This window comes from Micromonospora sp. NPDC051296 (assembly GCF_040682255.1).
GTDB lineage: Bacteria > Actinomycetota > Actinomycetes > Mycobacteriales > Micromonosporaceae > Micromonospora > Micromonospora craterilacus.
The window spans coordinates 1-13,044 of record NZ_JBFBAO010000192.1; the positions used below are offsets into that span (position 1 = coordinate 1).

8 protein-coding genes and 2 pseudogenes are annotated in these 13,044 nt (G+C 71.6%); 7 read left to right on the forward strand and 3 right to left on the reverse strand.

The window, feature by feature from the left end:
* Positions 1–14 precede the first annotated feature (14 nt).
* A pseudogene (gene guaA, locus AB0M52_RS20155) lies at positions 15–1,319 on the reverse strand (glutamine-hydrolyzing GMP synthase); the annotation flags it as partial.
* On the opposite strand from guaA, the pseudogene AB0M52_RS20160 reads away from it, so the two are divergent.
* Positions 1,316–2,644, forward strand: a pseudogene (locus AB0M52_RS20160) (leucyl aminopeptidase); the annotation flags it as partial. The pseudogenes guaA and AB0M52_RS20160 sit on opposite strands and share 4 nt — an antisense overlap.
* Positions 2,645–2,729: 85 nt before the next feature.
* Here AB0M52_RS20160 and AB0M52_RS20165 read toward each other — a convergent pair.
* Positions 2,730–3,059 (reverse strand): hypothetical protein, encoded by a 330-nt coding sequence (locus tag AB0M52_RS20165; RefSeq protein WP_363955713.1) that lies wholly within the window; start codon positions 3,057–3,059, stop codon positions 2,730–2,732.
* Positions 3,060–3,238: 179 nt separating this feature from the next.
* On the opposite strand from AB0M52_RS20165, the gene lpdA reads away from it, so the two are divergent.
* Both lpdA and sucB read left to right on the forward strand, forming a co-directional pair.
* Entirely contained in the window at positions 3,239–4,630 is a 1,392-nt protein-coding gene (gene lpdA, locus AB0M52_RS20170; RefSeq protein WP_363955696.1) for a dihydrolipoyl dehydrogenase, read from the forward strand.
* Positions 4,631–4,702: 72 nt separating this feature from the next.
* Positions 4,703–6,502: a 2-oxoglutarate dehydrogenase, E2 component, dihydrolipoamide succinyltransferase gene (gene sucB, locus AB0M52_RS20175; RefSeq protein WP_363955699.1), complete on the forward strand. Its 1,800-nt coding sequence runs from the start codon at positions 4,703–4,705 to the stop codon at positions 6,500–6,502.
* A 61-nt stretch (positions 6,503–6,563) separates the two neighbouring features.
* Here the strand turns inward: sucB and AB0M52_RS20180 are convergent, their stop codons facing one another.
* Positions 6,564–7,508, reverse strand: coding sequence for an SDR family NAD(P)-dependent oxidoreductase (locus tag AB0M52_RS20180; protein ID WP_363955702.1), 945 nt, complete (start codon positions 7,506–7,508; stop codon positions 6,564–6,566).
* Positions 7,509–7,645: 137 nt separating this feature from the next.
* Between AB0M52_RS20180 and AB0M52_RS20185 the strand changes: the two genes are divergently transcribed.
* From AB0M52_RS20185 to AB0M52_RS20200, 4 genes are all read left to right on the forward strand, one after another.
* Entirely contained in the window at positions 7,646–8,224 is a 579-nt protein-coding gene (locus AB0M52_RS20185; RefSeq protein WP_363955705.1) for a helix-turn-helix domain-containing protein, read from the forward strand.
* A gap of 46 nt (positions 8,225–8,270) precedes the next feature.
* Positions 8,271–9,599, forward strand: a complete 1,329-nt coding sequence (locus tag AB0M52_RS20190; protein WP_363955707.1) for a low temperature requirement protein A — start codon at positions 8,271–8,273, stop codon at positions 9,597–9,599.
* 219 nt (positions 9,600–9,818) lie between these two features.
* Positions 9,819–11,030, forward strand: a complete 1,212-nt coding sequence (locus AB0M52_RS20195) for a D-alanyl-D-alanine carboxypeptidase (RefSeq protein ID WP_363955716.1) — start codon at positions 9,819–9,821, stop codon at positions 11,028–11,030.
* 230 nt (positions 11,031–11,260) lie between these two features.
* Positions 11,261–13,030 (forward strand): hypothetical protein, encoded by a 1,770-nt coding sequence (locus AB0M52_RS20200; protein WP_363955710.1) that lies wholly within the window; start codon positions 11,261–11,263, stop codon positions 13,028–13,030.
* Positions 13,031–13,044 lie beyond the last annotated feature (14 nt).

Below are 13,044 nucleotides of genomic sequence, written 5' to 3' on the forward strand. Positions count from 1 at the left end.
GGCGTGAGCCGGGGTCACTCCCACTCGATGGTGCCCGGCGGCTTGCTGGTTACGTCCAGGGCCACCCGGTTCACCTCGGCCACCTCGTTGGTGATCCGGGTGGAGATCCGGGCGATCACGTCGTAAGGCAGCCGGGACCAGTCGGCCGTCATCGCGTCCTCGCTGGAGACCGGGCGCAGCACCACGGGGTGACCGTAGCTGCGCCCGTCGCCCTGCACGCCGACGCTGCGTACGTCGGCCAGCAGCACCACCGGGAACTGCCACACATCCCGGTCCAGACCGGCCGCGCTGAGCTCCTGGCGGGCGATGAAGTCGGCCCGGCGGAGCACGTCGAGCCGCTCCCGGTCGACCGCGCCGATGATCCGGATGGCCAACCCAGGGCCGGGGAACGGGTGCCGCCAGACCATCGCCTCGGGCAGGCCGAGCTGGAGACCGAGGGTACGGACCTCATCCTTGAACAGCGTGCGCAGCGGCTCGACCAGAGCGAACTTGAGGTCCTCTGGCAGCCCGCCGACGTTGTGGTGGCTCTTGATGTTGGCGGTGCCGGTCCCGCCGCCGGACTCGACCACGTCCGGGTAGAGGGTGCCCTGCACCAGGAACTCGACGTCACCGTGCGAGGCGATCTCCCGGGCGGCGGCCTCGAAGACCCGGATGAACTCCCGACCGATGATCTTGCGCTTCTGCTCCGGGTCGGTCACCCCGGCCAGCGCGCCGAGGAACCGGTCGGCCGCGTCGACCACCTTCAGCTTGATGCCGGTGGCCGCGACGTAGTCCTTCTCCACCTGCTCGGCCTCGCCCGCGCGCAGCAGACCGTGGTCGACGAAGACGCAGGTCAGCTGGTCGCCGACGGCCTTGTGCACGAGCGCGGCGGCGACCGCCGAGTCCACCCCGCCGCTCAGGCCGCAGATGACCTCCTTGTCGCCCACCTGCGCGCGGATCCGGGCGACCTGCTCGTCGATGATGTTCTCGGGCGTCCAGGTCGGCTCGATCTCGGCGATCTCGTACAGGAAGCGGGTCAGCATCTCCTGCCCGTGCGCGGTGTGCCCCACCTCGGGGTGGAACTGCACACCGGCCCGCCGGCCGACCAGGTCCTCGAAGGCGGCGACCGGTGCGCCGGCGGACTCGGCGGTCACCGTGAAGCCCTCGGGTGCCTCGGTCACGCAGTCGCCGTGGCTCATCCACACCGGCAGGTCGGCCGGCAGGTCGCGGAGCAACACGCCGGGGTCGAGCAGGCGGGGGCGCAGCGGGGTGCCGCCGTACTCGCGGCTGCCGGTGCGGGCCACCGTGCCGCCGAGCGACCGGGCCATCGCCTGGAACCCTCGGCACCGTCACCGCCCCGGTGATCGCCGCAGTCGGCCTCGGCCCGGAGCCCAGCGGTGCGGCGCCCGCGCCGGAGACCCTGCGTCGGGCCGCGGGGGCCGCCGTACGGTCCCTGGCCGGCGCGCCCCGGGTGGCGCTCGCGCTGCCGCTGCCCGACGACGCGGACGCGGTCGAGGCGCTGCGCGCGGTCGCCGAGGGTGCCCTGCTGGGCGGTTACCGCTTCGCCGGCTACAAGACCCGGCCGCAGCCGAACCGGCGCGAGCCGGTGGCCGAGGTGCTGGTGGCCGTGCCGGACGCCGCGGACGCCGGGGCACAGGCCGAGATCACCCGGGCGCGGACGGTTGCCGACGCGGTCCGGCGCACCCGGGACTGGGTCAACATCGCCCCGAACGAGCTGCGCCCGCCGGCCTTCGCCGACGCGGTCGCCGAGGCGGCCCGGGCGGCGGGCCTCGAGGTCGAGGTGCTCGACGAGGTCGCGCTGCGCGAGGGCGGGTACGGCGGCATCACCGCCGTCGGGCAGGGCTCGGAGGCCCCGCCCCGCCTGGTGAAACTGACCTGGACGCCCGACGGCGGCGGCACCGGCAAGCGGGTGGCGCTGGTCGGTAAAGGCATCACCTTCGACACCGGCGGCATCTCGATCAAGCCGGCGCAGGGCATGTGGGAGATGAAGTCCGACATGGCCGGGGCGGCGGCGGTGGCCGCCACCATGCTGGCGGTGGCCGAGCTGAAGCCGCCGGTGGCGGTGACCGGGTACGTGCCGATGGCGGAGAACATGCCGTCGGGCACCTCGTACCGGCCGGGCGACGTGATCAGCATGTACAACGGCAAGAAGGTGGAGGTGCTCAACACCGACGCCGAGGGCCGGATGATCCTCGGTGACGCGATGGCCCGGGCCTGCGAGGACGGCTGCGACTACCTCTTCGAGACCTCCACCCTCACCGGTGGTCAGGTGGTGTCGCTGGGCAAGCGGATCTCCGGCGTGATGGGCACCGCCGAGCTGTGCGAGCGGGTCCGCGAGGCCGGCGACGCGGTCGGCGAGCCGGCCTGGCCGATGCCGCTGCCGGACGACGTGCGCAAGGGCATGGACTCCGACGTGGCCGACATCTCCCAGGTCAACGCCGGCATGGACCGGGCCGGTCACATGCTGCAGGGCGGGGTGTTCCTGCGCGAGTTCGTCACCGACGAGGTCGCCTGGGCGCACATCGACATCGCCGGACCGGCCTACCACTCGGGCGAGGCGACCGGCTACTGGACCAAGGGCGGCACCGGCGTGCCGGTCCGTACCCTGCTGCACCTGATCGACGACGTGGCCGCCAACGGCTGACGTGCAAGGAAGGGCCCCCTGTTAACGCCTCGCGTATAGCAGGGGGCCCCTTTTAACGCCTGCCCGGACAGCGCCGCGGCGCGGCTCAGTACAGCTCGGGGCGGCGCTTGCGGCGCTCGTTGTAGTCGCGCATGCGCTGCGGGTAGCCCATCAGCGCCACGTCGTAGATCGGGATGCTCAGCCGGTACGCGAAGCGCCGCGCGCCATCCGGCCCGTCGATGCGCCGCCGGGTCCACTCGCCGTCGTCGGCGATCAGGATGACGGTGGTCTCGGTGACGGTGGTCCGGGGCTCGATGTACGCCTCGACCCCCTTACGACTCCGGACAAAGTTCTCCAAGTGCTCCAGATCGGCGCGATTAGCCGTACGGTCAGGGTCAACCGCGCGTGCCCGCTTTCGTCGCCGGAACAGTCCCACCGAGCCGTCTCCCCATGCTTCCGTCATCGAAGGCAGTGCCAAGGGTACGTGGCCGCAACGTGTCGTTGGGCACCTCGGTACGCGGGTTCGTCACGGTGGTGACAAGATGGCCGAGGTGGGGTGTGTCCCTGTTACCCCGCCGTGACCCCCGATGCAGCGAAGCGACCTGGGAGTTGGACGTGAGCAAGCCGAACGACGCAACCTTCGACATCGTCATCCTCGGAGGTGGTAGCGGCGGCTACGCGACCGCGCTGCGCGCCGCCCAACTGGGCCTTTCCGTCGCGCTGGTCGAGAAGGGCAAGCTCGGCGGCACCTGCCTGCACAACGGCTGCATCCCGACCAAGGCGCTGCTGCACGCCGCCGAGATCGCCGACCAGACCCGCGAGTCCGAGCAGTTCGGCATCAAGGCCGAGCTGGTCGGCATCGACATGGCGGCGGTCAACTCGTACAAGGACGGCGTGATCTCCCGGCTCTACAAGGGCCTACAGGGCCTGGTCGGCGGGGCCAAGAACATCACCTTCGTGGCGGGCGCGGGCAAGCTGGTCGCCCCGAACACGGTCGAGGTGGACGGCAAGCGGTACACCGGCCGCAACGTGGTGCTGGCCTCCGGCTCGTACGCCAAGAGCCTGCCGGGCCTGGAGGTCGACGGCGAGCGGGTGATCACCAGCGACCACGCCCTGGTCCTGGACCGGGTCCCCGCCTCGGCCATCGTGCTGGGCGGCGGCGTGATCGGCGTCGAGTTCGCCAGCGTCTGGAAGTCCTTCGGCGTGGACGTGACGATCATCGAGGCGCTGCCCCGGCTGGTCGCCGCCGAGGACGAGGAGTCGTCGAAGGCGCTGGAGCGGGCCTTCCGCAAGCGGAAGATCAACTTCAAGGTCGGCAAGCCGTTCGAGAAGGTCGAGAAGACCGACAACGGCGTGAAGGTGACCATCGCCGGCGGCGAGACCGTCGAGGCGGAGCTGCTGCTGGTCGCGGTCGGCCGCGGTCCGAACACCGCCAACCTCGGGTACGAGGAGCAGGGCGTGAAGATGGACCGTGGCTTCGTGCTGACCGACGAGCGGCTGCGCACCAACGTGCCGAACGTCTACGCGGTCGGCGACATCGTGCCCGGCCTCCAGCTCGCCCACCGCGGCTTCCAGCAGGGCATCTTCGTGGCCGAGGAGATCGCCGGCCAGAGTCCGGCGGTGATCGACGAGGCGGGCATCCCGCGGGTCACCTACTGCGACCCGGAGCTGGCCTCGGTCGGCCTCACCGAGGCGAAGGCCAAGGAACAGTACGGTGCTGACAAGATCAAGACTTACAACTACAACCTCGGCGGCAACGGCAAGAGTCAGATCCTCAAGACGGCCGGCTTCGTGAAGCTGGTCCGGGTCGAGGACGGGCCGGTGGTCGGCGTGCACATGGTCGGCGCCCGGGTCGGCGAGCTGGTCGGCGAGGCGCAGCTGATCTACAACTGGGAGGCGTACCCGGGCGAGGTGGCGCAGCTCGTGCACGCCCACCCGACGCAGAACGAAGCCCTGGGCGAGGCGCACCTGGCCCTCGCCGGCAAGCCGCTGCACGCGCACGCCTGACCACGACGTATCCGCGGCGTCCGGCGACGGGCGATGATCCCCCCACCAGGGAAATGAAGGAGTCTGGAGAACATGCCGGTATCGGTCACCATGCCCCGGCTCGGCGAGAGCGTCACCGAGGGCACCGTCACGCGCTGGCTCAAGCAGGAGGGTGAGACCGTCGAGGTCGACGAGCCCCTGCTCGAGGTGTCCACGGACAAGGTCGACACCGAGATCCCGTCCCCCGCGGCCGGCGTGCTGACCCGGATCGTGGTGGGCGAGGACGAGACGGCCGAGGTCGGCAGCGAGCTGGCGGTGATCTCCGGCGAAGGCGAGCCGGCCGGGGGCGCTGCCCCGCAGCAGGCGGCCCCCGCCGAGCAGGCCGCCGAGGCGGCCGAGGAGCCGCAGGCCGAGGCGGAGCAGCCGGCCGTCGAGGAGCCGGCCCCGGCCGCCCCGGCACCGTCGGGCGCGGGCACCCCGGTGCAGATGCCGGCCCTCGGCGAGAGCGTCACCGAGGGTACGGTCACCCGCTGGCTCAAGCAGGTCGGCGAGACCGTCGAGGTGGACGAGCCGCTGCTGGAGGTCTCCACCGACAAGGTCGACACGGAGATCCCCTCGCCGGTCGCCGGCACCCTCCTGGAGATCAAGGTCGCCGAGGACGAGACCGCCGAGGTCGGTGCCACGCTGGCCGTCGTCGGTGCCGCCGGTGGCGCCCCGGCGGAGGCGAAGCCGCAGCCGAAGCCCGAGCCGGTCGCGCAGCCGCCGGCTCCCGCCGTGCAGCCGCCGGCCCGGCCGGAGCCGCAGGTGTCGGAGCCGACGCCGGGCATGTCGTACAGCCAGCCGGCCGCGGAGGCCGAGACCGCGCCGGAGCCGGTCCGGGCCGAACAGGCCGCGCAGCCGGCGGCGCCGGCCCCGCAGCGCGTGGCGGTGCCCGCCGCCGGCGCCGAGCAGGCGGCCGGTTACGTGACCCCGCTGGTCCGCAAGCTCGCCGGCGAGCACGGTGTGGACCTCGGCTCGGTCAACGGCACCGGTGTCGGTGGCCGGATCCGCAAGCAGGACGTGCTGGACGCGGCCGAGAAGGCGCGCGCCGCCAAGGCCGCCCCGGCTCCGGCGCAGCCGGCCGCTCCGGCGGCCCCGGCCCGGGCCGCCGAGAAGCCGCAGCCGAGCGCGAAGCGCGGCACCACGGAGAAGCTGCCCCGGATCCGCGCGGCCATCGCCAAGCGGATGCAGCAGTCGCTGCACGAGATGGCGCAGCTCACCACGGTGATCGAGGTGGACGTCACCAAGATTGCCAAGCTGCGGGCGCAGGCCAAGGACTCGTTCGTCCAGCGGCACGGCGTCAAGCTGTCGTTCCTGCCGTTCTTCGCCCTCGCGGCGATCGAGGCGCTCCAGACGTACCCGATCGTCAACGCCCGGATGGACCTCGAGGGTGGGACGATCACCTACCCGGAGGCCGAGAACCTCGGCATCGCCGTGGACACCGAGCGCGGGCTGCTGGTGCCGGTCATCCACAACGCCGGCGACCTGAACCTGGGCGGCATCGCCAAGCGGGTCGCCGACCTGGCCGAGCGGACCCGGACCAACAAGATCAGCCCGGACGAGATCGCCGGCGCGACCTTCACGCTGACCAACACCGGCAGCCGGGGTGCCCTGTTCGACACCCCGATCGTGCCCTCGCCGCAGTCGGCGATGCTGGGCACCGGTGCCGTGGTCAAGCGCCCGGTCGTGGTCAACGACCCGGAGCTGGGCGAGGTGATCGCGGTCCGCCAGATGGTCTACCTGGCCCTCTCGTACGACCACCGGCTGATCGACGGTGCCGACGCGGCCCGCTTCCTGGTCGCCGTCAAGGAGCGGCTGGAGGCCGGCAACTTCGAGGCGGAACTCGGCCTGTAACTCGCCGACGACACGTAGGGCGCCCCGGTCACGTTGACCGGGGCGCCCTACGTTGTTCAGTTCAGCCGGCGAGGGTCTGCTCGCTGACCCGCCACAGCCGCTCGGCCGCCTCCGGGTCGAGGGCGTACCCGGCCACTCCGGTGCGGGTGCCCGGCTGGTTCGGGCCGGCCTGCTGGCAGTCCTCGAAGTAGCGCCCGCCGATGCCGTCGAGCAGCGGCGAGGTGGCCACCAGCACCGAGGTGGCCGCGCCCTGCTCGGGGGTCTTCCAGGCCGGTGCCGCCGGGCCGCTCTGGGCGCGCAGCCGGGTCAGTTCCTCCTCGGTCACGTACCGCTGGAGGTTGGTCCGGATACCGCCGGGGTGCAACGCGTTGACCAGGATGCCGTCGTCCGCCCAGCGCCGGCTCGCCGCCACGGCGAAGAGCACGTTCGCGGTCTTGGACTGCCCGTACGCGGCCCAGGGCTCGTAGTCCCGCCGCTGGAAGTGGATGTCCTCGAAGACGACCGGCGAGCGCAGGTGCGCCGCCGAGCTGACCGAGACGACCCGCGCACCCTGTGCCGCGGCCAGCGCCGGGCGCAGTCCGGTGGCCAGCGCGAAGTGGCCGAGGTGGTTGGTGGCGAACTGCATCTCCCAGCCCTGCGGGGTGCGCATCTCGGGCGAGGCCATCATGCCGGCGTTGTTCACCAGTAAGTGCAGCGGCCCGTCCCAGGTCGCCACGAAGGCGGCGATCGAGGCCGGGTCGGTGAGGTCGAGCGGGGCCACGGTGACCCGGTCGTTGCCGGTCGTACCGGTGATGTCCGCCGCGGCCCGGGCGCCCTGCTCTGGTTGGCGGACGGCGAGGGTCACCTCGGCGCCGGCGGCGGCGAGCGCGCGGGCGGTCTCGACGCCGATGCCCGATCCCCCGCCGGTGACGACGGCCCGGCGGCCGGTGAGGTCGATGCCCTTGACGACCTCCAGCGCGGTGGACGCCGCGGTGAACGGGGTGCTGACAGGTGTGCCGATGGTCATGATCCATCCTTGGGTGAGACGGTAGCGGCGGGATGGACCGCCGCTACGATGAGAAGCGGAGGCTCCTCCGTTACGGACCAGGTTAACCGGAGGATCCTCCGCTTGCCACCCGGGCGGAGGTCGAGTCAGGAGGAGACGTGCCGGAGAAAGGTCCCCGACCCCTGCGCGCCGACGCGCTGCGCAACCGCGAGCGGCTGTTGGACGCGGCAGTCCGGGCGTTTTCCCAGGCCGGCGCGGAAGTGACGCTCGACGCGATCGCCAAGGACGCCGGCGTGGGCATCGGCACGCTCTACCGACACTTCCCCAGCCGGGAGGCGCTGGTCGAGGCGGCCTACCGCAACGAGCTGGAGAAACTCTGCGACTCGGCCGGCGAACTGCTCGATCAACTGCCGCCCGCCGCGGCGACCCGGGCCTGGATGGACCGCTTCATCGACTACGTCACCACCAAACGGGAGATGGCCGACGCCCTGCGGCTGGTGATCGCCGCCGGCACCAACCCGTACGCCCAGAGCCGGGACCGGCTGCTCGCGGCCGTCGCCCGGCTGCTGGGCGCGGGCGCGGCGGCCGACACGATCCGGTCCGACGTCGACCCGGGTGACGTGCTGGCCGGGCTCAGCGGCGTCTCCCTCGCCGCCGGCGGGCGGGACCAGCGTGACCAGGCGCGACGGCTGCTGGACCTGCTGATGGACGGCCTGCGGTACCGCCCGCACGGCTGAGTCGAATCGCGCCCGCGGCCCGGTCCGACGCTGCGAAACTCAGGCGATGGGCGACAGAGGCTGGCGGGGGCGGCTGGGGCCGGCCGTCGGGATAGCGCCGGGCGCCCGGGTCGACAAGTTCGAGATCTTCTTCGATCTGGTCTTCGTCTTCTCGTTCTTCAACATCGCCCGGACCACCGCCGCCAACGTCACCGGGCGGCAACTGCTGCACGCCGTGCTCGTGCTCGCCGTGCTCTGGTGGTGCTGGGTGGTGCACACCGTGGTGGCCACCCGGGTCCGGATCGGCGAGGGCTTCGTGCCGGTGCTGATGGTGGCCGGGATGGCCGCGCTGTTCTGCTTCGCGCTCGCCCTGCCGCAGGCGTTCCAGAGCCCGCGCGGCGGCGACGCCGGGCCGATCGTGGTGGCGGCCAGTTACGTGGTCATCCGAGCCGTACACCTGGTGCTGTTCCTGCATGTGGTCCGGAACGACCCGGTGGAACGCCGGCAGCTGCTCCGGTACGCGCCCGAGCTGACCCTGAGCACCGCCCTGCTGATCGTCGCGGCGCTGCTCCCCGCCCACCTGCCCGACTCGGGCACCGCCGAGATGGTCCGAGACGCCCTGTGGGTCATCGTCGTCCTCCTTCAGTACGGCACCGGGCTGCTCGCCAAGACCTGGGGCTGGGAGGTGACCTCGGCGGAGCACTGGACCGAGCGGTACGACCTGATCCTGATCATCGCGCTGGGCGAGTCGGTGATCTCCGTCGGCCTGGGCAGCAACCTGATCGGCCAGCCGCCGACCTGGCCGGGGGTGACCGCGGCGGTGTGCGGAATCGTCTTCACCGCCGCCCTGTGGTGGGCGCACTACGACGTGATCGGTCCGGCCGCCCGGATCGCCCTGCACGCCAGCCAGGGCCGACCCCGGGTACTGATGGCCCGCGACGCGTACGCGTACCTCTACCTGCCGATGATTTCCGGGATCATCCTGTTCGCGCTGGGCGCCGAGGGCATCGTGCACGACATCGCCGAGCCGGGCGTACCGGTCAGCGAACGGGCGCACGGGCCGGACGTGCCGCTACTGTTCGGCGGGGTGATGCTCTACCTGGCCGGGAACATGCTGTTCCAGCTGCGTACCCTGCGAACGCTGTCCTGGCTGCGGCTCGCCACGGTGGGGGTGCTCGCGGTCTGCATCCCGTTCGCCATGCCCCTGCCCGGGCTGGCCGCCCTCGGCCTGCTCACCGTGATCTGCGTCGGGATGGTCAGCGCCGAGGTGGTGCTGATGTCCGAGGCCCGGCACGCGCTACGCGCCACCGTCTTCGAGGAACGGACCACCCACGAGGCCAACGAGGCCGCCTTCCGCGCCCGCTGGCACGAGAACCCGCCCGAGCCGACGCCCTGAATACCCCGTCGGAAGCGACGAGGCGGGACGTTCCGGGACACGTTTCGCCTCCTCCCCGAAGCGGCACGACGGCGACGGCCCAGCGACAACGGTCGGATTGACGGCGGTTGCCGACGCAGCGACCCAAGGATGAACAGGCGGGCTGCACGGCACTCAGTCCGCTCGTCAGCGTCGATACGCCGCGCCTTCTCCAACCGCCGCGCGCCCTGCCAAACGACAATTACCGTGCGTGACGTGAGCTCTTCTCGTTTGGTTGCCATGGCCTTGAGCGCCGCGCTCGTCCCGTCGGCCGGACCGGTCGTGGCTCCCGCGCGGGCCGCAGCCGCGCCGCCTCAGCCGTGCCCCACTGTGGAGTCGCCGGCGCGGCCGCCCGCCACGCCGTCGCCGCCGCCGGTCAGCCCCACCGACGGGACGGTCGGCGGGGAGGCCCTGGCGACGCCCGGCCTGGCCGCTCCGGCCGGCGCGCCGAAGGTGCCGGCCGTCACCGCCACCTCCTGGCTGGTGGCCGACCTCGACAGCGGGCTGGTTCTCGGCGGCTGCGGACCCCACGAGCACCGGACCCCGGCGAGTGTGCAGAAGCTGCTGCTCGCCGCAACCTTGATGCCCCGCCTCGACCCGACCCAGGTCGTCGAGGTGAAACGGGACGACCTGCAGGATCTCGATCCGGAGAGCTCGCTGATGGGGGTGGTCCCCGGTTGCCGGTACACGGTCGAGGACCTGTGGTTCGGGCTGCTCCTCGAATCCGGCAACGACGCCGCCAACGTGCTGGCCCGCCTCGGCGGCGGCGCCGCCGGACGGGCCGGCGGCGTGCAGGCGATGAACGACGAGGCGCGGCGGTTGCACGCCAACCAGACCCACGCGGCGACACCCTCCGGGCTGGACGGACCCGGCCAGTACACGAGCGCGTACGACCTCGCGCTGATCACGCGGACCGCCTTCGCCCGGGAGGACTTCCGCCGGTACATGGCGGCCCGGGTCGCGCAGATTCCGGCGCAGCCGGGACGGCCGGCGTTCGCGATCACGAACGACAACGCGATGATGGGCAGCTATCCCGGCATGCTCGCCGGCAAGACCGGCTTCACCGATCTGGCCCGGCAGACGTACGTCGGCGTGGCCGAACGCGACGGTCGCCGGCTCGTCGTGACCCTGCTCGGCGCGGAGACCGCACCGCTGGGCAGCCTGGGTGAGGCGACGGCGCTCTTGAACTGGGGATTCACCCTCTCCCCCGACCAGTCCGTCGGTCACCTGGTCACCCCCGAGGTGGAGAAGAAGAAGGACGACCAAGTGGTGATCGCCGCTGGCGGCAAGGCCGGCGGGTCCGGTGGATCGTCGTCGCTGTCAGTGCCGGCCGCGCTCGCGCTCGGTGCCGTCCTCCTGGTCGTCGTGCTCGGCGTGTTCGTCGGGCGACGCTGGCGCGCCCGCCACCGGTAGGCGGTGCGGCCCGCGCAGCGACCATCCGACGATTGGCGAACATTCGCGCGAGATTTCCATCGCAGCTTCCGCTACCTGTCGAAACAGGCCCGATCGGTGCTCCCACCTGGCGTTCTCTTCACCCGAAAGGCGGAGACGCCAAATGACCGTCCGCCGGTACGGTCCTTACTCACACGACGCGCCTCCCACCACCTGGACTTCGCGTCAGTCTTTCCACCGAAAGGCCTGCAATGAAACTTCAATCCCCCTCTCGGCCCCGTCGGGGTCGGCAAGCCCTCGGCCTGCTGGCCGCAGGGCTGCTCCTGGCCGGCGCGCTGCCGGGCACGGCGTCGGCTGCGGAGCCCGATCCGCGCGTCGGGCTCGGCGCCGGCTGGCTCGACGCAGGGACGGCGATCAGCAACCTGGAGCACCTGGCGAACCGCCCCAAGCCGGCGGGCTTCGTCGACCCGGCGAACCCCGGCAGCGGCTCGTACCTCGCCTCGGACCTCGGCTTCGGCGGCAAGTACGCGTTCCTGGGCAACTACAACGGGTTCAACATCGTCGACGTCTCCAACCCCGCCGACCCGACGCTGGTCACCAGTGTCGTGTGCCCGGGTGGGCAGGGCGACCTCTCGTTCCACGGGAACCTGCTGTTCATGTCGGTCGAGGAGACCCGCGGGCGGCTCGACTGCGGCACCAACTCCGCCGTCGGCACCCGGTTCCAGGGTGTCCGGGTCTTCGACGTCAGCAACGTGCTGAACCCGGTGCAGGTCGCGGCGGTTCAGCTCTGCCGCGGCTCGCACACGCACAGCCTGGTGACCGACCCCAAGGACCCGAACAACGTCTACGTCTACGTCTCGGGTACCGCCGGCGTGCGGCCCGCGACCACGATGGAGGGCTGCAACAACAACACCGCGACGGGTGAGAACCCGTCGAGGTGGCGCATCGAGGTCATCAAGGTTCCGCTGGCCGCGCCGGAGCAGGCCGCCGTCGTGAACGAGCCGCGGCTCTTCACGGACCCGGAGACCGGCCGGATCGACGGCCTGCAGAACGGGCCGCTGGAGCCGCGCCACCCGTCCGGCCTGACCTGGTCGCCGTCGCCGAACACCAACGCCTGCCACGACATCACCGCCTTCCCGGAGATCGGGTTGGCCGCCGGCGCGTGCCAGGGCAACGGCATCCTGATCGACATCTCGGACCCGGCGAACCCGGTCCGGATCGACGAGGTCGCCGACCCGAACTTCGCGTACTGGCACTCGGCGACGTTCAACAACGACGGCACCAAGGTGATCTTCACCGACGAGTGGGGCGGCGGTAGCGCTGCTCGCTGCCGGGACACCGACCAGCCCGAGTGGGGCGCCAACGCCATCTTCGACATCGTCGACGGAAAGATGGAGTTCAAGAGCTACTACAAGCTGCCGGTGCCCCAGACGCTGCAGGAGAACTGCGTCGCGCACAACGGTTCGCTGATCCCGGTGCCCGGCCGCGACATCATGGTCCAGGCCTGGTACCAGGGCGGCCTGTCGGTGTTCGACTTCACCGACTCGGCCAACCCGCACGAGATCGCGTTCTTCGACCGCGGCCCGATGAACCCGGACCGGCTCGTGACCGGCGGGTACTGGTCGGTGTACTGGTACAACGGCAACATCTACGGCAACGAGATGTCCCGCGGTCTTGACTCGTTCGCGCTGAAGCCCAGCGCGCACCTGTCGGCGGCGGAGATCGAGGCGACCACGCAGGTGCAGCTCGCCGAGTTCAACGCTCAGCACCAGCCGAAGGTCAGCTGGACGCCAAGCTTCGCGGTCGCGCGTGCCCACTACGACCAGGCGGTCCGGGCCGACGCCATCGGCCACCCGCTGAAGTCCCAGGTCGACATGTTCCTGGAGCGGGCCGAGAAGTTCGCGGCCGAGGGCAAGCGGTCCGCCGCGGTGGCCCAGCTGGGGGCCATCTCCAACAAGCTCAAGGCGCCCGAGCACCAGGCGCTGAAGCAGGCGATCCTGGACCTGCAGGCATCGCTCTGACCTGTCTCTGAACC

Excerpts from the sequence above, each read along its gene's own strand:
- AB0M52_RS20180 (WP_363955702.1), bottom strand. The coding sequence starts at position 7,508 with ATGACCATCGGCACACCTGTCAGCACCCCGTTCACCGCGGCGTCCACC.
- AB0M52_RS20200 (WP_363955710.1), top strand. The coding sequence starts at position 11,261 with ATGAAACTTCAATCCCCCTCTCGGCCCCGTCGGGGTCGGCAAGCCCTC.
- AB0M52_RS20190 (WP_363955707.1), top strand. The coding sequence starts at position 8,271 with ATGGGCGACAGAGGCTGGCGGGGGCGGCTGGGGCCGGCCGTCGGGATA.
- sucB (WP_363955699.1), top strand. The coding sequence starts at position 4,703 with ATGCCGGTATCGGTCACCATGCCCCGGCTCGGCGAGAGCGTCACCGAG.